Annotated in this window: 21 protein-coding genes; 19 read left to right on the top strand and 2 right to left on the bottom strand. The window is 40.1% G+C overall.

What is annotated here, in order from left to right:
• Positions 1-22 precede the first annotated feature (22 nt).
• Positions 23-1,852 carry a translational GTPase TypA gene (gene typA / locus CLNEO_RS06475; protein WP_066086184.1) on the top strand — a complete coding sequence of 610 codons (1,830 nt, stop codon included), beginning with the start codon at positions 23-25 and terminating at the stop codon, positions 1,850-1,852.
• A 31-nt stretch (positions 1,853-1,883) separates the two neighbouring features.
• On the top strand, positions 1,884-3,512 hold the full coding sequence (locus CLNEO_RS06470; RefSeq protein ID WP_066086181.1) for a putative polysaccharide biosynthesis protein: 1,629 nt from the start codon (positions 1,884-1,886) through the stop codon (positions 3,510-3,512).
• 91 nt (positions 3,513-3,603) lie between these two features.
• On the opposite strand, the gene CLNEO_RS06465 is transcribed toward CLNEO_RS06470, so the two are convergent.
• On the bottom strand, positions 3,604-5,259 hold the full coding sequence (locus tag CLNEO_RS06465; RefSeq protein ID WP_066086178.1) for a CotH kinase family protein: 1,656 nt from the start codon (positions 5,257-5,259) through the stop codon (positions 3,604-3,606).
• 508 nt (positions 5,260-5,767) lie between these two features.
• Here CLNEO_RS06465 and uvrC point away from each other — a divergent pair.
• Genes uvrC through CLNEO_RS06435 form a run of 6 tightly spaced genes read left to right on the top strand, consistent with a single transcriptional unit; the run spans position 5,768 to position 11,680 of the window.
• Positions 5,768-7,630: an excinuclease ABC subunit UvrC gene (gene uvrC, locus CLNEO_RS06460; protein ID WP_066086174.1), complete on the top strand. Its 1,863-nt coding sequence runs from the start codon at positions 5,768-5,770 to the stop codon at positions 7,628-7,630.
• Positions 7,631-7,683: 53 nt separating this feature from the next.
• Positions 7,684-8,616: an HPr(Ser) kinase/phosphatase gene (gene hprK, locus CLNEO_RS06455; protein ID WP_066086172.1), complete on the top strand. Its 933-nt coding sequence runs from the start codon at positions 7,684-7,686 to the stop codon at positions 8,614-8,616.
• Positions 8,617-8,628: 12 nt separating this feature from the next.
• Positions 8,629-9,537: a UDP-N-acetylmuramate dehydrogenase gene (gene murB, locus CLNEO_RS06450; RefSeq protein ID WP_066086168.1), complete on the top strand. Its 909-nt coding sequence runs from the start codon at positions 8,629-8,631 to the stop codon at positions 9,535-9,537.
• Positions 9,538-9,562: 25 nt separating this feature from the next.
• The gene (gene rapZ, locus CLNEO_RS06445) at positions 9,563-10,441 is read left to right on the top strand and encodes an RNase adapter RapZ (protein WP_066086166.1); all 879 of its coding nucleotides are present in this window, start codon (positions 9,563-9,565) and stop codon (positions 10,439-10,441) included.
• 40 nt (positions 10,442-10,481) lie between these two features.
• On the top strand, positions 10,482-11,441 hold the full coding sequence (gene whiA / locus CLNEO_RS06440; protein ID WP_066086163.1) for a DNA-binding protein WhiA: 960 nt from the start codon (positions 10,482-10,484) through the stop codon (positions 11,439-11,441).
• Positions 11,438-11,680, top strand: a complete 243-nt coding sequence (locus tag CLNEO_RS06435) for an HPr family phosphocarrier protein (protein ID WP_066086161.1) — start codon at positions 11,438-11,440, stop codon at positions 11,678-11,680. Before whiA ends, CLNEO_RS06435 begins: the two co-directional genes overlap by 4 nt.
• A gap of 120 nt (positions 11,681-11,800) precedes the next feature.
• Here CLNEO_RS06435 and CLNEO_RS06430 read toward each other — a convergent pair whose 3' ends face one another.
• Positions 11,801-12,934, bottom strand: coding sequence for a THUMP domain-containing class I SAM-dependent RNA methyltransferase (locus tag CLNEO_RS06430; protein WP_066086158.1), 1,134 nt, complete (start codon positions 12,932-12,934; stop codon positions 11,801-11,803).
• Between the two features lie 446 nt (positions 12,935-13,380).
• On the opposite strand from CLNEO_RS06430, the gene tgt reads away from it, so the two are divergent.
• From tgt to CLNEO_RS06375, 11 genes are all read left to right on the top strand, one after another.
• Entirely contained in the window at positions 13,381-14,526 is a 1,146-nt protein-coding gene (tgt, locus tag CLNEO_RS06425) for a tRNA guanosine(34) transglycosylase Tgt (protein ID WP_066086157.1), read from the top strand.
• 104 nt (positions 14,527-14,630) lie between these two features.
• Positions 14,631-15,086, top strand: coding sequence for a preprotein translocase subunit YajC (yajC, locus tag CLNEO_RS06420; RefSeq protein ID WP_242864175.1), 456 nt, complete (start codon positions 14,631-14,633; stop codon positions 15,084-15,086).
• Positions 15,087-15,492: 406 nt separating this feature from the next.
• On the top strand, positions 15,493-16,623 hold the full coding sequence (locus tag CLNEO_RS06415; RefSeq protein ID WP_066086154.1) for a BMP family ABC transporter substrate-binding protein: 1,131 nt from the start codon (positions 15,493-15,495) through the stop codon (positions 16,621-16,623).
• A gap of 274 nt (positions 16,624-16,897) precedes the next feature.
• Positions 16,898-18,466: an ABC transporter ATP-binding protein gene (locus tag CLNEO_RS06410; protein ID WP_066086151.1), complete on the top strand. Its 1,569-nt coding sequence runs from the start codon at positions 16,898-16,900 to the stop codon at positions 18,464-18,466.
• Complete coding sequence (locus CLNEO_RS06405) at positions 18,456-19,562, top strand: ABC transporter permease (protein ID WP_066086148.1); 1,107 nt, start codon at positions 18,456-18,458, stop codon at positions 19,560-19,562. The genes CLNEO_RS06410 and CLNEO_RS06405 overlap by 11 nt, the downstream gene beginning before the upstream one ends.
• Positions 19,562-20,506: an ABC transporter permease gene (locus CLNEO_RS06400; RefSeq protein ID WP_066086145.1), complete on the top strand. Its 945-nt coding sequence runs from the start codon at positions 19,562-19,564 to the stop codon at positions 20,504-20,506. Before CLNEO_RS06405 ends, CLNEO_RS06400 begins: the two co-directional genes overlap by 1 nt.
• 73 nt (positions 20,507-20,579) lie before the next feature.
• Positions 20,580-21,521 carry a nucleoside hydrolase gene (locus CLNEO_RS06395; RefSeq protein ID WP_066086143.1) on the top strand — a complete coding sequence of 314 codons (942 nt, stop codon included), beginning with the start codon at positions 20,580-20,582 and terminating at the stop codon, positions 21,519-21,521.
• The gene (locus CLNEO_RS06390; protein ID WP_066086140.1) at positions 21,518-22,450 is read left to right on the top strand and encodes a nucleoside hydrolase; all 933 of its coding nucleotides are present in this window, start codon (positions 21,518-21,520) and stop codon (positions 22,448-22,450) included. Before CLNEO_RS06395 ends, CLNEO_RS06390 begins: the two co-directional genes overlap by 4 nt.
• 144 nt (positions 22,451-22,594) lie before the next feature.
• Positions 22,595-23,224: a TetR/AcrR family transcriptional regulator gene (locus CLNEO_RS06385; RefSeq protein WP_066086137.1), complete on the top strand. Its 630-nt coding sequence runs from the start codon at positions 22,595-22,597 to the stop codon at positions 23,222-23,224.
• Positions 23,225-23,288: 64 nt separating this feature from the next.
• On the top strand, positions 23,289-24,548 hold the full coding sequence (locus CLNEO_RS06380) for an MFS transporter (RefSeq protein ID WP_066086135.1): 1,260 nt from the start codon (positions 23,289-23,291) through the stop codon (positions 24,546-24,548).
• A 26-nt stretch (positions 24,549-24,574) separates the two neighbouring features.
• The gene (locus CLNEO_RS06375; RefSeq protein ID WP_066086132.1) at positions 24,575-26,926 is read left to right on the top strand and encodes an FtsX-like permease family protein; all 2,352 of its coding nucleotides are present in this window, start codon (positions 24,575-24,577) and stop codon (positions 26,924-26,926) included.
• Positions 26,927-26,936 lie beyond the last annotated feature (10 nt).

Below are 26,936 nucleotides of genomic sequence, written 5' to 3'. Positions count from 1 at the left end.
TTAGAATTGATTGGAGTTTTTTATGGAACAAAAGGTTGAAAATATTAGAAATGTGGCAATTATTGCCCATGTCGACCACGGTAAAACAACGTTGGTTGATCAGTTATTACGTCAAAGCGGTATTTTTCGTTCGAACCAAGTAGTTCAGGAGCGTGTAATGGACAGCGGTGACATTGAACGTGAAAGAGGCATTACGATTCTTTCAAAAAATACAGCTGTTAACTTTGGAGATACTAAAATCAATATTATAGATACGCCTGGCCATGCGGATTTTGGTGGCGAGGTTGAACGTGTATTGAAAATGGTAGATGGTGTAGTTTTGGTGGTGGACGCTTTTGAAGGCCCGATGCCTCAGACAAAATTCGTGCTACGTAAAGCCCTAGAGTTGGATCATCCCGTTGTTGTTTGTGTGAATAAGGTTGACCGGCCCGAGGCTCGGCCTGATGAAGTGGTGGATGAAGTTCTGGAGCTTTTTATGGAGCTGGATGCAAATGACAAGCAGCTGGATTCTCCTTTTGTTTTTGCTTCTGCAAGAGGGGGCTATGCTTCCACAGATGCTTCTGCAAGAGAAGGAGATATGATGCCTTTATTTGATGCCATTCTCAATCATATCCCTTGTCCCACGGGAAATTTAGATGCGCCCTTGCAGGCATTGATTTCTACCATTGACTTTAGCGAATATGTTGGACGTATTGGGATTGGTAAGATTGAAAACGGTACCATTCATGTAAATGACGAGGTTGTTGTTTTAAATATGCATGACGAGGATACGCTGAAAAAGCTGCGTATTACAAAGCTCTATCTTTTTGAAGGACTGCAAAGAGTGGAAGTGAAAGAGGCAAGTGTTGGAAACATTGTTGCTATCAGCGGTATTGAAAATATCATGATCGGTGATACGATTTGTTCTCCCGAAAAGCCCGAAGCCTTGCCTTTTGTTAAAATTTCTGAGCCCACATTGTCTATGAATTTCTCTGTAAATGACAGCCCTTTTGCGGGGCAGGATGGTAAATTTGTTACCTCTCGCCAGGTGAGAGAGCGTTTATACAAGGAATTGAATACAGACGTTAGTCTTAGAATTGATGAAACGGATTCCATGGATTGTTTGCGTGTTTCCGGCAGAGGAGAGCTGCATCTTTCCATTTTGATCGAAACTCTGCGCCGTGAAGGCTATGAATTTCAGGTTTCCAAGCCAGAGGTTTTGCTGAAGGAAATCGAAGGAAAGCAGTGTGAGCCAATGGAATTGGTAACAATCGACGTTCCCGAAGAATTTGTTGGTAACGTAATTGAAAAGCTGGGCTCAAGAAAAGGCGAAATGACAAATATGTATCCTGCCAAGGGCGGATACACACGCTTAGAATTTAGCATTCCGGCCAGAGGTTTAATTGGCTATCGTAATGAATTTTTGACTGATACAAAAGGCAATGGCATTCTGAACTCTATTTTCGATGGATATGAACCCTATAAGGGGGAAATTCCTACCCGTTCACAAGGCTCCTTGGTTGCTTTTGAAAGCGGGGATGCAATCACCTATGGTTTGTATAATGCCCAGGAAAGAGGCAGCTTGTTTATTGGTGCCGGTGTAAAGGTTTATGAAGGTATGATTGTTGGTAGAAATGCACGTGTTGATGACATGGATATTAATGTCTGCAAAAAGAAACAGCTTACCAATACTCGCTCTTCTGGCTCCGACGATTCGTTGCGCTTAACGCCACCAATTCAAATGTCTTTGGAGCAATGCATGGAATTTATAGGTGAAGATGAGTTGCTGGAAGTAACACCATTGAATCTGCGTATGCGTAAAAAGGTTTTGGATAATAACCTGAGAAGAAAACAAAGAGCCCGCAGTAATTAATTATAAAGAACAGTAAGGCAAGAGGTGTGATATGGCAGAAAGAACAAAAAGAAAAGGTTCCTTTGTCAAGCAGGCCGCCATTTTAGCGACGGCTGGTATCCTTGTACGATTTTTAGGCTTTGTTTACCGTGTTCCTCTTACGAATATGATTGGGGATCAGGGAAATGGAATTTACAGTGCAGGTTACTATATCTATACTTTTTTGCTGATACTTTCCTCGGCAGGCTTACCTGCTGCCATTTCGAAAATGGTATCAGAAAGAATTGCCATAAAGGAATATCGAAATGCTCACAGAGTTTTTCAAAGTGCCCTAATTGTTTCCGGGTCTTTAGGCTTGTTGTTTGCAATTTTGCTTGGTGTTTTTGGCAGGCAGATTGCCACGTTTGCCAATGCTCCCGAAAGTTATTATTGTATAGTGACCCTGTCCCCCACAATTTTTATTGTGGCAATTATGTCAGCCTTTAGAGGCTATTTTCAGGGCATGAATACAATGATTCCAACGGCAATTTCTCAAATTGTGGAGCAAATAGTTAACGCATTTTTTAGTGTTTATCTAGCATATATATTTCTAAGCTTTGGTGTAAGCGCTGGGGAGAAAAATATTCCCATGGGTGCTGCCGGCGGGACTGCGGGAACGGGCATTGGTGCGGCGGCAGGGCTTTTGGTGGTAATCTTCAGCTATTTTTTAATCAGACCGACGATCAAAAAAAAGGTGAAGCGGTGTCATCAAACCACCGAAGAAAGCCGTTTAGACACGGCAAAACAGCTTTTTGCCACAGCGTGGCCTATTATTGCCGGAACTGCGGTGTTTAGTATTACAAACCTAATTGATATGAATATGGTTACCCGTATTTTAGAAAACACAGGTTTTTCTCATAATGAAGCCCTGGACTTATATGGGCAGCTCTCCGGGAAATATGTTACCTTAACAACGCTGCCCGTTTCAATTTCCACGGCTTTGGCCACGGCTGCGTTGCCCAGTATTGCGGCTTCGGTGAAATTAAGGGATCTAAAACAGGTGCGCAGAAAAATGAATTTAACGTTCCGCATTTCCATGATTATTTCCGTTCCTGCGGCAGTAGGCATTGGCGTATTAGGCGAACCGATCATTCATTTGTTGTTTCCCAAGGCGATGGCTGGCGGTGCATTATTAACAGTAGGCGCAATTTCTATTTTATTCCTTGCATTATGTCAAACCGCAACGGGAATTTTGCAGGGGATAGGGCATATTAAGGTGCCTGTGATTGGTGCAATTTTAGGTGCGATCGTAAAGGTGATATTGAACTATCTGTTAATTAGAATACCCGAATTAAATGTACTTGGGGCTGTTTTATCCACAACTGGGTGCTATTTGGTAGCGGCTGTTTTTGATGTAATCATGCTTTCGAGAATTTCGGGAATTAAATTTGACATGATGGGTACACTTTTAAAGCCCATTGCCGGTGCAACCGCCATGGGGGTGACTGCCTTGGCAGTTTACCACGTTGTAATTATGGCTTACCCAAGTAATGCTTTGGCAACGATAGTAGCAATTTTATTTGCCATGGGGATTTATGGAATGGTCATGTTATTGATTGGCGGTATTACCGAGGAGGACTTGATGAGCCTGCCAATGGGAAAGAAAATTGTTAGCTCCTTAAGACGGCTTCGCTTGGTATAATAAAAACCTCAAAATTGTTGAAAAACAGCAATTTTGAGGTTTTTTATATTTCATCTGTTTTTTAATCTAGGAAATGCATTTGAACATCCTGTTATTTATTTTCTTTTTCCGTTTGCATTGGCATCTGTCCGGGGAAGTTTCCCATACCCTCATGACCTCTTCCTTTTCCTTGACTGCCCATGGCGGAAATATCAATTCCACTGGCGTCAACAAGTGCAGTTGCATTCTGTGCATCGGTAGTAGAGGCAAGAGAACCATCAAGCTGACTGCGAATGCTTTGTGCGCGAAGGATGCAGAATTGGGTAAGGGTATCCACCGCTGTATCAAATTCATCAATGCTGTACCATGCAGTAGGGTCATTTTCCACATAAGGACGAATAAGGGTAGAAATACGGCTTACCGTACTTTCAAAACGACCGGATTCAAAGTAATTTGTAATCAGCTCATCGAAATATTTGTGATAAAGCTGCAAATTTTCCTCGTTCGCCATAAGCTGATCCCACATGGGCCGCTTGCCAACATTTTCCGAGTTTAAAGGTGTATCGATGGCGGTATTTACAATGCTGGTTGCATCACCATTCATTTGGAAGCCACCAAAGGCAAGGTTATAGTCCCAAGGAAGCATGGATAAAATGCCATTATCTTCATACAGCCAGTAGTTATGGAGCATAGAGCCGGTATAACTGTCACCGTTTATCACAAAGTTGTGTGCCACAAAATAACGAACTACGGCATCAACATTTATGCATTCCTCCAGATTTTCTCCTGTAGATAGCTGTTTCAGTGCTGCAATTACGCGTTCTTTGTCCTCATCCGTTGCTTTGGTTTCGGCGTTATCAAAAATATCAGTATAACTGGTAATTTCGTCATCTGTATAGGCAAGGTCTGCGCCCTTTGCCGTACCGCCCATACCCATGCCACCGTTGCGGTGCTGTCCCATATTCTCGGGCATGTCGATATTTTGAGGATTTTCCGTATTGGCTTGTGCTGGCATTTGCTTGCCATTTTGCGTGTCATCTATTTCTGCAGGTCGTTCCATGCCCTCAGGTCCCTCCATGCCCTCAGGTTGTTCCATGCCCTCAGGTCGTTCCATGCCCTCGGGTCGCTCGCCATCTTTCATGCCCCGTTGCTTCATATTCCCTAACATTTCCGTTTCCGGTTTATAAAGCTGGCCGTAGTCTTCACCGTAGTTGCGTTCCAGAAAAGATGTGCTTACATCCTCTAGTGCCAAATACAAGCCGTAAAGCTCTCCGTTAATGGAAAGAGAAACATAGCTTGTTTGGGGCGCGGCAACACCGGCTTCCTGCATAATTTCATAAGCAATATAGTCTTTCATATAGGTTGCATCGGAAAAAATATTCTGCAGGTTCAATTTATCCAAGCCGTCATAGGTCTGTTCATCAACAAATTTACCGAAGTTGATTTTAAAGCTGTATCGATCGCTTTCGCTTCCTGCTACCTGAGAAAGGGAGGAGTTTCCCTTTGTTGCAAAAGATACATTTTCAACGGTGTTTCCGTCGATGACAACATTGGTTGCATACTTTGTTTTGTCCATTGGATTTTCCAGTAGGTTTGCCCAACTGTCTTGGTCAATTTGAATATCAACGGTATGTACATAGCTATCATCAAATAGAGCGTTTGCATATTCCGCTGTATCAATCTGTGAGTTTTCCTGTTGTGCTTTACTGCAAGCAGTCGTACCGAATAAAAGGGTAAGGCTGAATAATACGGGGGTAAATCGTTTCATTACTTTCATCCTTTCTATGATTAATTTATTTACATTAACATGATAAATTTAAATCAAACTTAAAATCTTATGGGAATTATATAATTTTTCACAACAATGTTTTAGAAAAGCTTAAAATAGTAGTTTGAAACAGTGGATTTCACTGGATTTTTCTAGGAAGCCAGGCTATAACCTTAATATAAAATAAAATTTTACATATAAAGTTTTCATAAGCCTTATCATAAGCTTGCAGGATACAAAACAGCAATCAGAGAAACTGAAACTGTATTTGCCCATGAGATTTTTTTGTTTGCAGGTGTAAACTTTGTTTCTTTGTAGATTTCTTTTGAAAAATAAAAACCAAACCTTACAATCTATTTTGCAAAACCTCTTTAAAATTAATGAAAAATAGTATATAATATTTTTATTAAGCAAGAGAAGAAAAGGTAGGGAAATATAGGCCTTTGGTACTTCTCTTTTTTCTTTTTCTGAGAAAAAGACTACACAATTTGGGAAAGAAGGTGATGGAATGTTTGATATTAGTGAGGAATTGAAAAAACTGCCGCAAAAGCCCGGTGTTTACCTTATGAAAAACGAAAAAGGCCAAATTATTTATGTTGGGAAGGCAATTAACTTAAAAAATAGAGTTCGCCAATATTTTCAAAGCAGTAAAAATCAAACTGCAAAAACCAAGGCAATGGTTCCTCAAATTGTGGAGTTTGAATATATTGTTACTGATTCAGAATTGGAAGCATTAATTTTGGAGTGTAATCTTATTAAGCAGTATGAGCCCTATTATAATATCATGCTGAAGGATGATAAAACTTATCCATACATTAAAGTTACGATTCAAGAGGATTTCCCTCGTGTTTTTATGACACGGCGTATGGATAAGGATAAAGCCAAATATTATGGCCCATACACCGATGTTTTGGCAGTGAAGGAAACGGTGGAAACGCTGCATAGGCTTTTTCCTATTCGTAAATGTAAAAAAAATTTACCGAAGGAAATGGGGAAGGAGCGCCCTTGCCTAAATCATCATATCGGACAATGTCTTGCGCCTTGCAGTGGAGCAATTGCATCCCCAGAATACAAAAAATATATTAGCGATGCCATAGATTTCTTGGAAGGAAAGCATGACGAAATACGAAAAAAAATGGAGCAGGAAATGGCAGAGGCTGCAGAAAAGATGGAGTTTGAAAAGGCAGCTGCGTTAAGAGATAAAATTCGAGCGGTAAAGAGCATCGCCCAAAAGCAAAAAATGGCGAATATGTCTGTGGGGGATGCTGATGTAATTGCTATGGTTCGTGCCTTTCACGAATGCTTGGTGCAGGTTTTCTTTATTCGAGATGGAAAAATGACCGGGCGGGAGAATTTTACCATGACCGCCTCGGAGGAACAAGGCCGTAGTGAAATTTTAACTGCCTTTGTGCAGCAATTTTATACAGGTACAGCTTACATTCCCAGAGAAATTATTTTGCAGGAGGATTTGGTTTCTGAGGAAAAAGAGCTTTTGGCGGAATACCTTTGGGAGAGGCGAGGGGGAAAGGTTACCTTTACTGTGCCGATCAAAGGCGAAAAGCAAAAATTGGTTGAGCTTGCCCATAAAAATGCTATGCTTATTTTCGAGCAGTTCGGCGAGAAATTACGCAAAGAGGAGCAGCGTACCAAAGGGGCCATGGAGGAATTGCGCCAGGCATTAGGGCTTTCACAAACACTGAAACGTGTGGAAGCATATGATATTTCCAACACCCAGGGGTTTGAATCGGTAGGGTCTATGGTGGTATTTGAGGATGGCAAGGCGAAAAATAGTGATTACCGTAAGTTTCGCATAAAAACTGTAATTGGCGCAAACGATTATGCATCTATGAAAGAAGTCATCACTCGTCGCTTGAATCATGCTTTGAAAGAAAAAGCAGAGGGAAAAACCAGCAGCTTTACGCGTCTGCCGGATTTGATTTTTATGGATGGCGGAAAGATTCAAGTAAACGCCGCCCAGGAGGTTCTATTGTCCTTTGGCATGAATATTCCCGTTTGCGGCATGGTAAAGGATGAGAAGCATCGTACCCGTGGACTTTTGTTTGATGGAGAAGAAATCAAGATACCATTTACCTCCGAAGGCTTTCGCCTACTGACAAGAATACAGGATGAGGTGCATCGCTTTGCCATTACCTATCATAGAAAGCTGCGGCAGGAGAAAGGGCTGCACTCAGTTTTAGATGATATTAAAGGGATCGGAGAGATTCGCAGAAAGGCTTTAATGCGTCATTTTGGATCGATTGAAGATATTGCCGCAGCAGAGGTGGCGGAGCTTTTGGAGGTAGAAGAAATGAATATTCCCTCGTCAGAACAGGTTTATGCCTTTTTTCATCAGGATGAATTGCAAAATTAACGGTTTTCGGTTATGATAACAGGGAATAAGCCCGTTTTGCCAAGGAGGTTTTCATGTATAGCGCAAAATTAACAAAAATTGTTGAAGAATTTCAATTGGAGAATATTTTACCTGAGGTTGATATATCAAATCGGGTAATAACCCGCAAGGAAGTAAATCGCCCTGCGTTACAGCTGACAGGTTTTTACCATCGCTTTGACAATGATCGACTACAGATTATAGGCAGGGTGGAACACAGCTATTTACAAACACTGGATGAACCTGCTAGGGACGAGGCAATCTGTCATTTGTTTGAATGTCATATTCCTTGTTTGATTGTTTGTAAAAGTCAAGAAATTTTTCCGGAGATGCTTTTTTACGGAAAAAAATATGAAATTCCAATTTTTAGAACCTGTAAAACCACTACGGATTTTGCCGCAGAAATGATACTATGGCTGCGGGGGGAATTGGCTGATCGTGTTACCATGCATGGCGTACTGGTTGATATTTATGGCGAGGGCGTTTTAATCACAGGGGCAAGCGGGATCGGAAAAAGTGAAACCGCTTTGGAATTGATAAAAAGAGGTCATCGTTTAATTGCCGATGATGCGGTGGAAATCAAAAAAATTGCTGACCAAACCCTTGTGGGAACTTGTCCTGAGCTGATTCAATATTTAATTGAATTACGAGGAATTGGTATTATTAACGTAAAAGAATTATTTGGCATTGGTGCGGTGAAGCAGATAAAATCCATTGATTTAGTGGTTAAGTTGGAAATTTGGGATGGAAACAATTGCTCCTACGACCGCTTGGGATTAAGCGAGGAATATATTGAAATTTTAGGGAATAAAGTACTTTGTAATACCATTCCCATTCGTCCTGGCAGGAATGTTGCGGTTATTTGCGAATCAGCGGCAATCAGTAATCGCCAAAAGAAAATGGGGAATAATACAGCATTGGAACTGGAAAAAAAGATTATGCAAAACAATCATACTGAGACAAAATAGGAAGGTGACTATATGGATTCAGTAGTAGCGGCACTGCGCGTAAGACTGGGTGAGGATGCTGTTTTGGCGGATGAACCCATGGATGGGCATACCACTTTTCGCACAGGTGGACCGGCGGATATTTTTATTATGCCCGGCAGCTTTAAGGAAGTAAAAGAGAGCATCAGTATTTTAAAAGAGAATAACATTCCATTTATGGTAATTGGTAATGGCAGCAACCTGTTGGTAAGGGATAAGGGCATTCGAGGGGCGGTAATTCAGCTTGGCAGAAGATTGTCAAAGGTTGATGTGGACGGCGAATTTGTCTTTGCAGAAGGCGGCGCACTTTTGACTGCCTTATCTGCCAAAGCAGCTGAAAATGCGTTGAGTGGACTTGAATTTGCATCGGGTATTCCTGGAACCGTGGGCGGAGCCATAACAATGAATGCCGGGGCTTATGGCGGGGAAATGAAGGATGTGTTAATTTCCGTTGAGGTTTTAACGGAGGAAATGGAAGTGAAGACAATTCCTGTTGAAGCCTTGGAATTATCTTATCGACATAGTATTTTGCTTAAAGATGGGTATATTCTTTTGAGGGCAAAGCTTAAATTGAAAAATGGAAATCCGGAGGAAATAAAAACGAAAATGGCGGAGCTTGGGGAGCAAAGACGGGAAAAACAGCCTTTGCAATACCCTAGCGCAGGCAGCACCTTTAAGCGTCCCCAGGGCTATTTTGCAGGGAAATTAATACAGGATGCAGGGTTAAAAGGCAAGCGTATTGGCGGGGCACAGATTTCCGAAAAACATGCAGGTTTTATTATTAATGTGGGGAAAGCCACCACACAGGATATTCTAGACTTGATTGCATTCTGTCAGCAAACTGTTTATGAAAAATTTGGTGTGCGTTTGGAAACAGAGGTAAAAATTATCGGAGAGCTTTAAGCGCTATACAAAGGAGAAGATTACTATGAGATTTGTAATTGTTACAGGTATGTCCGGCGCAGGAAAGTCATCGGTTCTTAAGTTTTTGGAGGATATTAATTTTTTCTGCGTTGACAATTTGCCGCCGGCATTGATCCCGAAGTTAGCTGAGCTTTGCTATGAACAAGAAGGGGAAATTGAGCGTGTTGCCATGGGGGTAGATATTCGTGGCGGAAAGCTTTTTAACGACTTATTCAATGTATTATTTATTTTGGAGGAAAAAGGCTATCAATACGAAATTATTTTCTTGGATGCCTCGGATAATACGCTTATCAAGCGTTATAAGGAAACGCGCCGCAGCCACCCCCTTTCTCGAAAAGGAGCTATTGAGGATGGCATTTTGCAAGAAAGGGAAATGCTGAAGGAGGTAAAAGGCCGCGCAACCTACATTTTGGATACGACGAACGTGCTTACCAGAGAACTAAAGGCGCAAATAAACCGTATTTTCATGGAAAATCAACAATTTGAAAGCCTGATTATTACCGTTTGTTCGTTTGGTTTTAAATATGGTATTCCTGTAGACAGTGACTTGGTTTTCGATGTGCGGTTTTTACCAAACCCCTTTTATATTCAGGAGCTGAAGGAAATGACAGGAAATGATACGCCTGTAAGCGATTATGTAATGTCGTTTCAAGAAAGCCGGGATTTTTTGAAAAAGTTGGTTGAAATGGTTGAATTTTTACTGCCTCTTTATGTAAAAGAGGGGAAGAATAGTCTTGTAATCAGTATTGGATGCACGGGCGGAAAGCATCGCTCCGTTACGTTGGCAAATGCTTTGTATCATGCCTTAGACCAGGACAAGCATACACTTTTATTAAAACACAATGATATAGAAAAAGACGCTCGTCATAAAAAACAGTCTTAAAAAGTTTGAGGCGCACAAAAACTTGTGAGGAGGCGTAAATTTGTCATTTTCATCTAAGGTTAAGCAAGAGATTGGCGAACATTTAGGAAATGGGAGACATTGCAGAATAGCCGAACTCTCATCTTTTGTAAATATTTGTGGACATATCGGGCTTTGCAGAGATTATTTTTGTCTAAAAATTCAAACTGAAAATTACCTTGTCGCGAAAAAATGCTTTACATTATTGAAAAATGCTTTTAATATTAACAGTGAAATATTTATCAAATCCGGCGGGAAAAAACGCAGGTCAAAGGTTTATGTTCTTTTCATAAAAGATTCTGACCAAGTTGAAAGGTTACTTAGGGCAACAGGCATTTTGTTGACTAAGGAAGGTTTGCCGGTTATTCGAAACAAGTTGAATCCCACGGTAGTCAGCAGCATCTGTTGTCGACGTGCGTACATTCGTGGAGCGTTTATTTCGGTTGGCTCGGTAAACAACCCCGAAAAAAATTATCACTTAGAGTTTGTGCTGTCTTCTTGGGAATTGGCAACGCAGCTTCGAGATTTGGTGAATACCTTTGATCTTGACTCAAAAGTGGTAGAACGCAAAGATCATTTTGTTGTGTATCTAAAAGAAGGGGAGCAAATTGTAGATTTGCTTAATATCATGGGTGCACATATTGCATTAATGGATCTGGAAAACGTTCGCATTGTGAAGGAAATGCGAAACGATATTAACAGAAAAGTGAATTGTGAAACAGCAAATCTCAATAAAGTGGTTCTTGCGGCGGTCAAGCAGTTGGAAGATATTACATATATCCAACAAACCATTGGGCTTGATAAGCTTCCGATGCAGTTACAGGAGGTCGCAAGACTTCGGTTGGATTATCCGGACACCAGCCTAAAGGAATTGGGAACCTATTTGGCAGAGCCAGTTGGCAAATCCGGTGTAAATCACAGACTGCGGAAAATCAGCAACTTAGCAGAGACGCTCAGAGAGGGTAAGGGTGAAGAAAAATGACACAGAGAACAGTGACAATTAAAACATCTTTAGATGCAAGACAGGCAGCTTATTTTGTGCAGACAGCAAGTAAATTCAATTCGGAGATACAAGTAAGTGTGGAGGATAAGAAAATTAACGCAAAAAGCATTATGGGTACCATTGCGTTAAACATGAAGGAAGGTCAAACCGCTACAATTTTTGCGGATGGCGCAGATGAAGCGTTGGCTGTTGAGGAATTGGCAGCAGTATTGTGTTAAGCAATTATTCTAATTAATAAATTTTTGCCCTTTGAATGTACGAGGGTGGTTTTATCTGTCATATTAAAAATAAAAGAAACTGCGTTGTCATATTTTTTTGGCAATGCAGTTTCATTTATATTAAGTGCGGGGAGGTTTTGCTCCTTCGAATTGGTAATAATCCGTTTTAATTCGACCGTTAAACAATTTTCTTTTTTTATCCGCTTTTCGCCCAAACAGTGTTTCAAAGTATTCCATAGACGTGATTAGATAGGTTGACCATGTAGAATCCTCTTTCATGGTTGCGCCTAAAGCACGATACATTTCCTCCACTTCCTTTAGCTCGCCAATTCGTTCGCCATAGGGCGGGTTTGTTATGACAACACCGTATTTTCCAGGCAAAGTGATTTCATGGGAAGGCTTTACTTCAAAAGTAATACAGTCATCCACACCAGCCTTTTCTGCATTTTCCTTGGCAAGGACAATGGCGGCGGGGTCAATATCACTTCCATAAATTTGTGGGGTAACATCATAATCAATCGCTTGATAAGCCGCGGCCCGTACCTTTTTCCACCGTTCCTTTCCGATTCGTTCCCATTCCTCGCTGGCAAATTTTCTTTGCAAGCCGGGTGCAATATTTCTTGCAAGCATTGCTGCTTCAATGGGAATGGTACCTGAACCGCAGAAAGGATCCAACAAAATTCTATCCTTCCGCCAATAGCTAAGCTGTACCATGGCTGACGCAATGGATTCTTTAAGTGGCGCATCCAAAGCATTTGCACGATAGCCTCGCATGTGCAAGCCAGAGCCGCTGCTATCAATGGCAAGCGTAACCATATCCTTTAAAATCCCAACTTGAATTGTATAAGAAGCACCTGTTTCATCAAACCAATCGGTTTTATATTTATCCTTCAGTTTTTCCACCACTGCTTTTTTAACAATTGCCTGGCAATCTGGCACGCTGAATAGGGTAGACTTGACTGATTTTCCCACAACGGTAAATTTTCCGTCTTGAGGAATCCAATCGCCCCAGGGTAAGGCCTTAGTTTTATCAAATAATTCCGTAAAGGTTATGGCGGTAAAACTGCCCATCTTTATCCATACCCTTCCGGCGCAGCGCAGCCAAAGGTTGGCCTTTACGATGTCGTCTTCGTTTCCGGTGAATTCCACTTTGCCGTCGGAAACATTAATATTTTGAAATCCAAGGGCTTGGCATTCCCGCTTTACAACGGATTCCAGACCAAAGGTTGTACTTGCAATTAATTGTATACTCATTTGTTTCACTCCGTTCATTTTTCGATTTTATAGAAATAGGTGCATAGCTTTTTCGTCGACACAGTAAAATAGCAGACGAAAGGGGTTTTTTGCATGGATTTGAAACGATTATACCATAAAACGGTAAAACTTGGTTTGTAAAAGCTTCAAATTCGAATTTTTGTCTTTGTGTTTTGTTTTACAGATTAGAAAAGCACGAAAAAATTGATTTGATATTTATGGTTCGAATTACGAGAAAATACAAAACAAAATGCTGGTTTCGCAAACTTCATCAATGGTAATTTGCCGGGCCGTTTTTTTGAACAATTGTTGTATTATATCATGTTATTGACAAAAGCTAAAGGAAATATGACTAATTTTATCCAAAATAATTAAATTCTCTTGATTAAAAATTGGAAAAACGGTATTATAATGTTTACGCATAAAAAATAGAAACGGGGAGAATTATGTATAAATTATTAAAAACCTGCGGAAGAGCCAAACGTGGTGAATTTCACACACCTCATGGTGTGATTCAAACCCCTGTGTTTATGAACGTAGGAACCTTAGCGGCCATCAAAGGTGCTCTTTCAACAGAGGATTTGGAACAAATAAAATGTCAGGTTGAGCTCTCCAACACCTATCACTTGCATTTGCGTCCCGGTGATAAAATTGTAAAGCAGCTGGGCGGACTGCATAAGTTTATGGTTTGGGACAGGCCCATTCTAACAGATTCCGGTGGCTTTCAAGTTTTTTCCTTAACTTCTCTGCGGAAAATTACGGAGGAAGGCGTGCATTTTAGCTCTCATATTGATGGCAGAAAGATTTTTATGGGACCTGAAGAAAGTATGCAGATTCAGTCAAACCTTGCCTCAACGATTGCTATGGCCTTTGATGAGTGTATCGGAATTCCGGCAGAACGGCCTTATGTTGAGGCATCTGTGGAGCGAACAACCCGTTGGCTGGAGCGTTGCAAAAAGGAGATGACGCGCTTGAATAGCCTGGAGGATACCATTAACAAAAAGCAAATGTTATTTGGTATTAATCAAGGTGCAATCTATGCTGATATAAGAATTGAACATGCAAAACGTATCTCAGAGCTGGATTTGGATGGTTATGCTGTGGGCGGTCTTGCAGTGGGAGAAACCCATGCTGAAATGTACCATATTTTGGAAGAAGTCGTTCCGTTTTTGCCGCAAAAAAAACCCACGTATTTAATGGGCGTAGGCACTCCCGAAAATATTTTGGAATCCGTAGAAAGAGGAATTGATTTTTTTGATTGCGTATTGCCGGCCAGAAACGGTCGTCATGCCCACGTTTATACCAATGCTGGCAAATTGAATCTGCTCAATGCGAAGTTTGAGCTTGATGAAACACCCATAGATGCTACTTGTGATTGCCCTGTATGCCGCAGATACACTAAGGCCTACATTCGCCATCTTTTTAAGGCAAAGGAAATGCTGGCAATGCGTTTATGTGTTATGCATAACCTGTATTTCTTCAATACCATGATGGAAGAAATCAGGCTGGCCCTGGATGAAAATAGATTTCCGGAATATAAAAAAGCAAAGTTAGAAGGGTTTTCAGCAAGCCAAAGGCAAATAATTCCTTGACGTTAATTTGATTTTTATATATAATTGTTTCGATACCAATAAAAAGCTTGAAATTGGATTTTTTTGATTCAAGTTTTAAGAAAACTATGTTAGGAGAGATACAAATGTTATTCGTACCTTTATTATTAGATGGAAGCACTACAATTTTACCTAGTAGCGGAGATGCTGCTACTACAACTTCTACCAGCGGAAATATTTTCGGATCTTTTGCCAGCAGCAATCCGGTTATGTTAATCGTGCTTTACTGCATACTCCTTGTAGGTGTTATGTATTTCCTTTCTGTACGTCCAAATCAAAAAAGAGAAAAGCAGTTGGCTGAATTGAGAAGCTCAATTGATGTAGGTGACTCTATCATCACAAATAGTGGTATGTTTGGCAAGGTTGTAGATATCACATATGAAAGCTTCATTATTGAATTTGGCTTAAACAAAGGCGTTCGTGTTCCTGTTTTAAAGGGCGAAGTTTTAGGCAAGAGAGAACCTAACTTATCTAACGAAGCTCCTGTTCCGGTAGAACAGCCCAAAAAGAAAAAAAGTCTTTTTCGACGCAATGAGGAATAAATGAACGGAAAGGAAAGGCTCTATGATTGCATGGAGTCTTTTTTTATATATCGATATGTTGACTTGATTTTACGAGATAGCATTTGCAAATGAAAACCATAGAAAAAGTTATTGGTTTTTGAAAAATTAGCGAATAAATAAATAAAAAAACAAATTTTATTGGTAAAAAAATAAATAATGTTTGAAATTTAACAAAATAAATATGTATTTGTGGTATAAGAATTATATAAATTAAAATATTTGTCGCAAAAGTAAGAACAATTTTTACAAATATCTTACCAAATAGTTGTAGTTTATTGACAAAATTGAGCAATAGAGGTAAAATATGTTCATGCAAAACTTGTAAGTATACAAGCTTTGCAAATTTTAGGTAAACTAATATGCAAAAAGAAAGGGAGAAAAGACTATGAAAAAATTGCTTTCCATGCTTCTTGCTTCTGCACTGACAGTTTCCATGCTGGCAGGTTGCGGCGGCAGTAAAGCAAACACCGATGCAGATAATGGAGCTGCTGCAGACAATGAGAAAAAAGTATATAAAGTATGCAACTTGGTAAACGGTACATTGGGTGATAAATCCTTCTTTGACTCTGCTCAGGCAGGTCTGGAAAAATTAAAGGCCGATGGTAGAATTGATTTTACAACCATTGAAATGGGCGGCACAACAGAAGATCAGGCAAAGTGGCAGGGCTACTTGGAAGAAGTTTCTGCTTCCGGGGATTATGATCTGATTATTTGCGGTACATATCAAATGCCTGATTATTTAAAGAATGTATCTGAAATGTATCCTGATCAGAAGTATCTCATTTATGATGATACAACACATCAATTGCCTAATGTTGCAAACTTGAGCTATGCGCAGAACGATTTGGGCTATCTGGTTGGTGTTTATGCTGGTGCAATGACAACAGAAACAAGTGTTGAAGGTATGAATGAAGACGCTGTTGTTGGTTTTGTTGGTGGCGTTGACAGTCCTGTAATCAACGATTTCCTGTATGGCTTTATTTTGGGCGCACAGGAATCAAATCCTGATATTAAAATTGATACAAGATATGTAAATAGTTATGTTGACCCTGCAAAGGCAAAGGAATTGGCTGAATCCATGATTAATGATAAAAAATGTGACATTATCTGGGGTGTAGCTGGTAATTCCGGTAACGGCGCTGCTGAAGCCGCTTTGGAAACAGGAAAAGCATTCTTCATTGGCGTTGACTCCGATCAGGAATTAACATTCTCCCCTGAATTGGCAGCAATCACGTTGACATCAGGTTTGAAAAACATTGGAAATTCCCTTATCTGGTTCTTTGATGAATGGGATGCAGGTGTTGAACATTTCGGTCAGCATACTTTATTAGGTATGAAAGAAGGCGGCATTGGTGTCGTAACAGATAAAAACTACGACAGCAAAACACCCGAAGCAGTAAAAGAAAAAGTAGCTGCAGCAATTGAAGCTATTTCCAGCGGTGATGTTGTAGTTCCTACTGCAATTGGAAATCAAACTGATGATGTTCAGCAGTTAAGAGAATCTGTAAAACCTTGATGAGTCAGCATCAAACGTTTGAATGATGGTGAATGTAGGGGGGCTTTCAAGCTCCCCTTTTACCATTAATTAAAATTTTCTTATGATTTACCCTTGTTTCACAGAATAAATCGTATTAAACTTCTGCAGTTCTTACAAAATATGCATTTTGAAAAAAGATATTTATTTAAAATTATTTAAAAAATGAATTTTTTGAGGGTGCATGGGAAAAAATGGACTTTCTGCCTAAATTACGAAACAAATTATCATATGCAAAAGAGGAGGGGAACCGACAATGTCTGACAACGATTTTGTTGTTCAAATGAAGGGTATTACCAAAGTTTATCCTAATGGTATTGCTGCCAATCAAGGGGTTGACTTTAACGTAATGCGTGGGGAAATTCACGCCCTTATGGGTGAAAACGGTGCCGGTAAATCTACATTAATGAAGATGCTTTTTGGTTTGGAACAACCAACCGAGGGAGAAATTATTATTAATGGAGAAAAAGTATCACTTTCGTCACCAACTGTGGCGATTGCAAAGGGAATTGGAATGGTTCATCAGCATTTTATGCTGGTTCCAAGCTTAACTGTTGCCGAAAACATGGTTTTAGGCATGGAACCCAAGCAAGGAAACAAATTATTTATTAATTACAAAAAAGCCGTAGAAATTACAGAGGAATTTTCAAAGAGATATAATCTTTATGTTGATCCACATGCAAAAGTAAGAGATATTCCTGTAGGAATGAAGCAAAAGGTGGAAATTTTAAAAGCTTTGGTGAGGGGTGCAAAAATACTTATTTTGGATGAACCTACTGCCGTATTAACAACCCAGGAAACCGAGGAGCTTTTTAAAGAGCTGATACATTTGAAAGAACAGGGTTACACCTTGATTTTTATTTCTCATAAATTAAATGAAATCAAACAAATTACGGATCGGCTTACCATTATGCGTGGCGGTAAGTCTATGGGTGTATATGAAACGGCAGGTATTTCAAAAGAAGATATTTCTCGATTAATGGTTGGGCGTGATGTTGTGCTTACCGTTGAAAAGGAACAAGCCCATCCTACAGATGTGGTTTTAAGTGTGCGCAACATGGAATACACCAATGAGTGGAATAAAAAAATGCTGGATAAATTGTCCTTTGATGTTAGGAAGGGCGAAATTCTGGGTATTGCCGGTGTTGAGGGTAACGGGCAGAGAGAATTAGTTGACATGCTTTTTAATTTAAATGTTCCCGATGGTGGTTCGGCAAAGGTGAACGGAAAAAATATTTTGGGGCGTCCCCAGAGAGAAATTCGAGATATGGGCGTGTCATTAATTCCTGAGGATAGAATGACTTTTGGTATTGCCGGCGGAGGTACAATTGAAGAAAATTTGATGAGTGACCGTGCGTCTGACAAAAGATATAATAACGGGGTTTTATTTAACCTAAATGCAATGCATAATGACAGTGACCAGCTGATTAAAGATTACAAAGTGCTTTGCAAATCACGCAAGCAGCTGGTTGGAATGCTTTCGGGTGGTAATATTCAAAAGGTTGTTGTTGCAAGAGAATTTTCCAGTGAACCTGTATTAATTATTGCGGATCAACCAACGAGAGGTATTGACGTTGGTGCAACGGAGTTTATTCGAAAAAAATTGGTTGAACTAAGCCGTGAAGGTGCTGCAGTTCTTTTGGTTTCTGCGGATTTGAACGAAGTAATGGAGCTTTCTGACAGCTTAATGATTATGTATAACGGTAAAATTGCCGCTTATTTTGAAGATACAGCTGTTTTAAACGACACAATTATGGGCGAATATATGTTAGGCTTAAAACAACAAAGTGTCGAGGAGATAGGGGGAGTTGTACATGGAGAATAAGCGTCAAAGTATGTTTGAAATTTTCCGTGGGTTCATAGCTATCGCAATTGCGATTTTGGTTGCATTTATTTTAATTCTTATTTGCGCTGATGACCCCGGTAAGGCTTTAGAATGCTTGCTAATCAAACCTATTATTAGCAACGGTGCATTGAATACAAAATCAATTTTTACAATTTTGGCTCGTATGACTCCCGTAATATTTACAGGTTTGGCGGTTTGCGTCATGTTTTCAGCAAACCAATTTAACTTGGGGGGCGAGGGTTCTGTAATGTTAGGGGGCTTTGTGGCTGCAATTATAGCCATCAATATTCCAATGGCAACAGGGGCGCATGTTTTTGTTGCAGTATTAGCCGGTACGATGATTGGTGGATTGGTTATGATCGTCCCTGCCGTAATTAAGGTTAAGCTAAAAGCCAGTGAAATGGTTTGCTCCTTAATGATGAATTACGTTATTATGTTTGCTATTTTACATTTTTTGAATAACAAATTTGCTGATAGAAGCAAGGGTGCGACACAAACCTATCCGTTCTTAAAAACCGCTGTAATATCAAAAATGATTCCGGGAACAGAATTGTCTTGGGGTTTTCTTATTGCAATTATAGCAACGGTTATTGTGGCGATTTTTATGTATCGCACAAGATGGGGATATTCCATTCGTATGATCGGTATTAATGAGTCTTTTTCAAAATATTCAGGGATGAAGGTTGGTGGCATGATCGTTTTATCCCAGGTGATTGGTGGTATGCTTTCCGGTATGGGTGGTGCCATTGAAATGTTGGGTAGATATAATACCTTTTTATGGTTGGATTTACCAGGCTACGGTTGGACAGGTATTACCGTTGCGATTTTAGCCAAAAACAACCCGATTATGATTCCCCTTGCGGCTTTGTTTATTTCTTATTTGAATAGAGGCTGTGAATTAATGTCTATTTATGCAGGGGTTCCGGCGGAAATGATAGATATTATTCAAGCAGTTATTTTCTTGTTCTTTGCAGCGGAGCATTTCTTGTCTGGTACACGGCAAAAAATTGTTGTTAAGGACGCAAAAGAAGAATTACAGAAAAAAGAATTGGCAAGTGAAGGGGGTAATGCGTAATGTTCAGTCAGATAATTGAAATGATTTTTTCTGCGAGCTTTGGATATTCCATCATTCGTATTACTTCCCCAATTCTATTCGCAGCTTTAGCCGCAGTTGTTGCAGAAAAGGGCGGTGTTGTTAATATCGGCTTGGAAGGTATTATGACAATTTCCGCATTGTTTGGTGTGCTTTTTGCTTACTGGTCCAATAGTTGGATTATTGGCGTAATTGGCGCTACAGCAATTGGTGTTTTGATTGCAATGATTATGGCAGTATTTGCATTAAAATTAAAAACGGATATTATTTTAGCCGGTATTGCTGTTAATCTCTTGGGCGGCGGGGGCACCGTGTTTCTTTTGTTTCTTTTTACCGGGTTAAAAGGAAACACTGCAAGCCTTACAACACCAAATATGCTAACGCCTAAGGTGAATATCCCTTTTTTGAAGGAAATACCTGTAGTTGGACGGATTTTTTCGGGTCACTCAGTATTAACTTATGTTGCGTTCCTTTTGGTTATCCTCGTATGGGTATTGCTGTATAAAACTGCTATGGGTCTTAGAATTCGTGCAGTGGGTGAAAACTCTCATGCCGCTGACAGCGTTGGTGTTAGTGTAATGAAAACACAGTACATTGCTTTAGCCATCTCTGGTGCATTGGCGGGCTTGGGCGGCGCGTATATGTCTATGTACTATTCTCAGAGTTGGAACATAGGTATTGTTGCAGGGCGTGGATTTATTGCTTTGGCTGCACAGGCTATGGGGCAAGGCCAGCCTGTTGGGGCGATGCTGGCATCCCTGTTGTTTGGGTTTGCAAGTGCCTTGGGTAACAAGATGGAAGGCATGCAAGGCTTCTCCTCGTATTTAGTGGCGTCCATTCCGTATGCGGTTACCATTATTGGTTTGGTAATTTATTCCATGAGTACCATTAAGAAAGTGAAACGCTTTAAAGACAACGAAAAATAAAAGCCTGGGGGAAGTTGGAAAGTTCTTTTGGACTTCAACTTTCTCCATCAATAGAATAAATAGGAGGATAGAGATGAAAAGGATACCTATTATTTTAGATGGTGATCCAGGACATGATGATGCAATTGCATGGGTTTTGGCAAAGGCAAGCCCAATGCTTGATATTCGTGTTGTTACGTCTTGCTGTGGAAATCAAACAATTGAAAAAACGACTTACAATGCGCTACGCATATGCACATTAATCGATTTACATGTGCCTACAGCTAAGGGACGCCTTCGACCTTTGATTGCTGCGCCCATTATTGCACCAACAGTGCATGGGGAATCCGGCTTAGATGGACCTGAATTACCTGAACCGGATTTTGATGTTGTTGATATGGATTCGGTAACCTTAATGGCAAAGGTAATTCGAGAAAGCGATGAACCTATTACCATAGTGCCCACCGGCCCGTTGACAAATGTTGCGGCGCTACTATTGGCGCACCCTGAATTGAAAAAAAATATCAAGCAGATTTCGTTAATGGGCGGAGGAGTTCAGTTTGGCAACTGGACGCCTGCAGCGGAATTTAATATTTTGGTTGATCCTGAGGCGGCGGATGTAGTATTCAAATCGGGCATTCCAATCATTATGGCTGGTTTGGACGTAACAGAAAAGGCGATGATTTTCCCAGAAGATTTTGAAAGAATTCGAGCATTGGGAAATCATGTAGCAGAAATTGTAGCCGATTGGTTAGAGTTTTTCTATCAATTTCATAGAAGCATGGGCTATGAAGGCGCACCTGTGCATGATGCAGTGGCGGTTGCGGCCTTAATTAAGCCGGAAATTATGGAATCCAGAGATTTATTTGTGCAAATTGAAACAACAGGGGATTTTTGCAAAGGAGCAACGGTTGCTGATTTTAACCACGTATTGGGAAAAGCACCAAATGCGAAAGTTTTAATGGGTATCGATAGACAAGCCTTTGTGGATCTTTTAGTAGAAGCAATTCATACTTACGGGGAGGTGGCAAAATGAATCGTTTCCCAGTAATTATTGACTGCGATCCCGGCGTTGATGATACGGCTGCATTATTATTGGCAAGTCGTATGGACGAATTGGACATTCGTGGAATTACAACCGTTGCAGGAAATGTTGGGGTGGATAAAACAACGGCAAATGCAATAAAAGTAAGACACGCAATGGGAGAAGACATCCCGATTTTTATGGGGGCAGATAGACCCATGTTTCGTGATCCTGTTACTGCCGAAAAATTTCATGGCGAAGACGGTTTTGGCGATGTAATCTATCCCAAGGAAATCAGTGATAACGAAATCGGTGAAGAAAAGGCGTGGGATGCCATTTATCGCATCGCAAAAGAATGTAATGGAGAATTGATTGTAATAGCAGTCGGCCCTATGACAAATCTGGGCATTGCATTATCAAAATACAAGGATTTACCTCAATTAATCAAACGTATTGTAATTATGGGTGGAGCTGCAATAGGCGGCAATATTACCCCTTCGGCGGAATTCAACATTTATGTTGACCCAGAAGCAGCGGATATGCTGTTTTGCTGCGGGGTACCCGTATATATGTGTGGGTTGGATGTGACTTTAAAAGCATATATGACTCCAGAGGAAATTGAGGAAATTGGGGCATTGGGTTCTTTTCAGGCAAAGCTGTTTCGTGATGTACTGCAAGGTGGCTTGAAAAAATACTTGGGCTGGGGCTATAAAGGTGTTGCTCTGCATGATCCAGTAGCTGTATTATATGCTGTTGATGATAGCATTTTTGAGACGCACCATGTGGGAATTCGGGTTGAAACAAAAGGTCTATTGACCCTCGGCAAAACTGTGACGGATTTATTGAGTGATAAACAAATGGAACATAATGCTTACATTGTTACTAATGTGAATCGAGAAGCATTTTTAGAAAAAGTGAAAAGCTTAATGTCAAAATTTTAAGAAATGCCTCTATCCAATGAAAATTGTGGTAGAGGCTTTTTATAATTATTAAAAAAATACTTGACAAAAAATAAAAAAACTCTTACTATAGCCTTATATAGACCGACGGTCGGTCTGCAAGCGGAAAAGGAGCATACTACTAAGATGAGAAAAGTAAAGGAACATGACGAACGGAAAAATGAAATTATCGATACAGCCCAAAAACTGTTTTCAACAAAGGGATATGGGCAATGCAGCGTAAATGAAATTTTGACGGAAATTGGAATTGCCAAAGGCACCTTTTATCATTATTTTAAATCCAAAGAAGAGGTGCTAGACGCAATCATTGAAAGGACAACAGAAATCATTATCAGCAGGGCTGAGGCTGCGGCAACGGTGAAGAACCTTTCACCGTTGGACAAATTGATGAAGATATTTTTGGCAATACGTATAGAAAATGAGATGGATTCCGCCTTGTTAGAGGAAATGCATAAGGCGGAAAATGCATTGATGCATCAAAAATCATTGCGTTGTGTAGTGACACAGCTTACGCCAATATTGGTAAAGGTAATTGAGGAAGGAAACAAAACCGGTATTTTTCATGCCGAGTTTCCGAAGGAGTATATGCAGATTTTTTTGGCTTCTGCTTTAACCCTTTTGGATGAAGGGATTTTTCAAATAGAACCAACCCAACAGCAGATTATGTTTCAAGCACTTATTACCCTACTGTCTAAAATGCTGAATATCGAGAGCAATTTGTTACTAGAAAAGGCCGCATTATATTGGCAGCAGTAAATTATTTTTTGCGGCACTTGAGAAGCAAGCATTGCATTTTAAAGTAAGAAGGATGGACAGAATAATGAAAAACTTTTTAATCATATGGGCTGGCGAATTGATTTCCAATATTGGAAGTGGTATGACGGCATTTGCCTTGGCAATTTATGTATATCAGCTGACAGGCAGTGTGACTTATGTATCCCTCATTACATTGTTCGCGTATATGCCAACGGTACTGTTAAGCCCCTTTGGCGGGATTTTGGCTGACAGATATGATCGAAGAATATTAATGATTTGCGGCGATACACTATCGGGGTTTGGCTTGCTGTACATTTTACTGAGCATAAAATTCGGCCATGGCGGCATGATACCAATTTTTGTTGGTATTACTTTGAATTCAATTTTTGTTGCTTTAATGGAGCCTGCGTACAGAGCAACCATTTCGGACTTATTAACCGAGGCAGAATATGCCAAGGCAAGCGGCATGGTACAAATTGCGTATAATGCAAAATACTTGATATCTCCTGCAATTGCAGGCATTGTTCTTAGTGTTTCTGACATTTCACTAGTTTTAATTCTCGATATTTCTACATTCATTATAACAGTTTTTGCCGTTGCCATTGCAAGAAAGGAAATTCAAAAACCCATAAAAAAAGAAGTGCACAGTGGTATTTTTAAGGAACTTCGGGAAGGTTTTCAATTGATTAAGGAAAAGAAAGAAGTTAAGTCCCTTATTCTAATTATGACACTTGTATGTTTTTTTATTGGATTTATTCAAACCCTTACTGCACCAATGATATTGGTCCTTAGCAATGCAAAAATAGTAGGCTATATTGAATCAATTTGTGCCGTCGGCATGGTGGTTGGAAGCGTTGTGATTGGTATTTTTGGAATCAAAAACAATCAATATTGGAGAGTGCTTTTTTTGGCAGCTATTTTTTGTGGATTATTTATGACCTTTGCCGGACTAAAAACAAATCTCATTTTTATTTCTGCGGCGCTATTTCTCTTTTTCTTGACATTACCTTTTATCAATACCTGTGCGGAGGTTCTCTTACGGGTAAGCATTCCCAACAATTTGCAGGGGCGGATTTGGGGGTTAGTAAGCCTGCTTACGCAAGGGGGAATGATTATTGCTTACGGAAGCTGTGGCGTAATTGCAGATGTTGTTTTTGAACCCATGTTTCGACAATCGGGGCTTCTTAACCAAAGCATTGGAAAAATCATAGGAACAGGGGAAGGCAGGGGGATTGCCTTTATGCTAATCCTTGCAGGCTTAGGAATGATAATAGCTATGGGTTTTCTAAAGAGAATAATTGTCTTTGGTAATCTAAAAGAGTGAATTTTCGTGGATGAAGGGAGAGAAATATGATTTTTAGAATAATTAAAAATGATATGAGAAAAAACCCTGGAAACAACCTGGCTTTGCTGCTATTTATGCTATTATCCGTTGGGTTGGTTGCCACGGTGATTCTTACCATTAGTCAATTATTCATGTCGATTTCTACGATGTATGAAACTGCCAGGCCGCCCCATTTTTTGCAGATGCACAAGGGAATGATAGATCAAGAGGAGTTAGAGGCATTTAACTGTGCATACTCCAATCTTACATACTGGCAAGCCGTAGAAATGATTGATGTGTATGGTGATGAACTAACGATTAAAAACCTAAGGAGATTTACACTGGAAGATTGTCGTTTGGATATTGGTTTGGTAAAGCAAAATGAGCAGTATGACGTGCTGCTGAATGAAAAAAGAGAACCCGTTCATCTGAAAAAAGGAGAAATCGGCGTTCCTGTCATACTATTAGAAAAATATCCAATTGATATCGGGGATACAATCCTGCTGGAAAGCAAAGGCGTTACGGCAAATTTTATTGTTGCAAGTTATATTTATGATGGGCAAATGAATTCCACACTATGCTCATCAACCAGATTTCTGCTCAGTGATGAAGATTTTAACGCTTTGCGTGGTATCGTGGGCGAAACGGAATATCTATTGGAAGCATATTTCAAAGATCCTTTCATGGCAGCAGACTATCAGACCGCCTATGAGCAGTATACACCGGCTTTGCCCCAAAATGGTCAAGGGGTCACCTATACCATCATTTTTCTTCTGAGTGCTATGACGGATATTATGATGGTAATGATATTGCTTGTTATAAGCATTCTTTTGATTTTAATTGCATTATTCTGTATGAAATATACCATTTTGACAGCAATGGAGGAGGAATTAACGGAAATTGGCACGATGAAGGCAATCGGCTTGCCTCGCAGTGCCATTGCAAACTTATATTTGGGAAAAATGAGAATTTTAATGGCATTTGGTGTTGTTTTTGGTTACCTGCTTTCCCTAATAAGCTTTTGCTATACTTCTGGGCATATGAACAGAACCTTTGGGGTACAGCCCTTATCCATGAAGGGGTTCGTACTTGCGGGAATTGGATGCTTTCTGGTATATTTTATAACAATTCAATATTGTAAGGCCACATTAAATAAGCTAAAAAAAATCAGTGTTGTAGATGCATTGGTTCGTGGGCAGGGGATTGGAAGGGAAAAGAAAATTAGGAATGTTTTGCTTAGGGCTTCAAAAATCCCCTCTACGCTTTTGTTGGCTCTACATGAGGTTAGAGTGGAGTTTCAAAGGTTTACCCTAGTCCTTTTAGTAATGACCCTTGTTTCTTGTATTGTCATTATTCCGATTAATATTGTAAGCACCATGGAAGCGGATGAATTTATTACCTATATGGGCAGCGATGTCCATGATGTTTTAATTGAGATAGAACCGGGGGATGATTTGGATCATAAGTTTGAAAAGTTAGAAAAGCTTTTGCAAAAAGAAAGTAACATTCGTTATCAATATTTACAAAGAGTTAGAGTGCTTGCCATAAATGCTCATGGAATAAGGGAAAGCATTCATATTGATTCGGGAAAGACAGCGGGTTTTGGACTGCAATACTTAAAGGGAAATGCGCCAGCCAATGAAAACGAGATTGCATTATCAAAGCTGGAGGCGGCACAGTTAGGTAAAAATATGGGCGATTCACTTTCAGTTTATTTAGAAAATCAAGAATTTTTATTTACCATATCCGGAATATATCAGGATGTAACCAGCGGTGGTATGACGGCAAAGGCAACGGTCCTTTTTATGGGGGCAACCTCTGAGCAGTATACGTTCATGGTCGATATCTTGAATTCAGCAAAAAAGCAGCAGTTGGTGGAAGGTTGGCGATACAGCCTTGGTAATGGTTATTCCGTTGAACAAATGGATGAATTTATTTCGCAAATTTTAGGCGGTGTGGTAAAGCAAATACGCTCTGCGGCTTGGGCGGCCATGGGAATAGGCGTGGGGCTTACAGGACTTGTAATCTTCCTCTTTATGAAACTAAGACTGGCTAGAGGCGCTTCACAGGTTGCGCGACAAAAGGCAATGGGAGTTTCCACAAAAAGACTGCGTAAACAGGAGCTATATCAGATTTTAATTTCTGCTGGCATGGGTATCTTTTGTGGCGCAGTTATCGCAAACTTATTTGGGGACTATTTGGTGAGTATTCTTTTCGCTATCATGGGCTTGGGAATAGAGAAAATTCATTTTTTCATAAATCCGGTGATTTCGTGGGTTGTGGTGCCATTCATATTATTAGTGTTTGCGGGCAGTTTTTGTTGGATCAGTACCGAAAGAATAAATAAAATGAACGTACTGTGCCACTTGAACGATTAAAAGATAGGAG

Origin of the sequence: Anaerotignum neopropionicum, from assembly GCF_001571775.1 — a bacterium.
In the GTDB taxonomy this organism is placed as follows: domain Bacteria; phylum Bacillota; class Clostridia; order Lachnospirales; family Anaerotignaceae; genus Chakrabartyella; species Chakrabartyella neopropionicum.
Note: the sequence above shows the minus strand (reverse complement) of the source record. Positions and strands in the feature narration are given on the sequence as shown.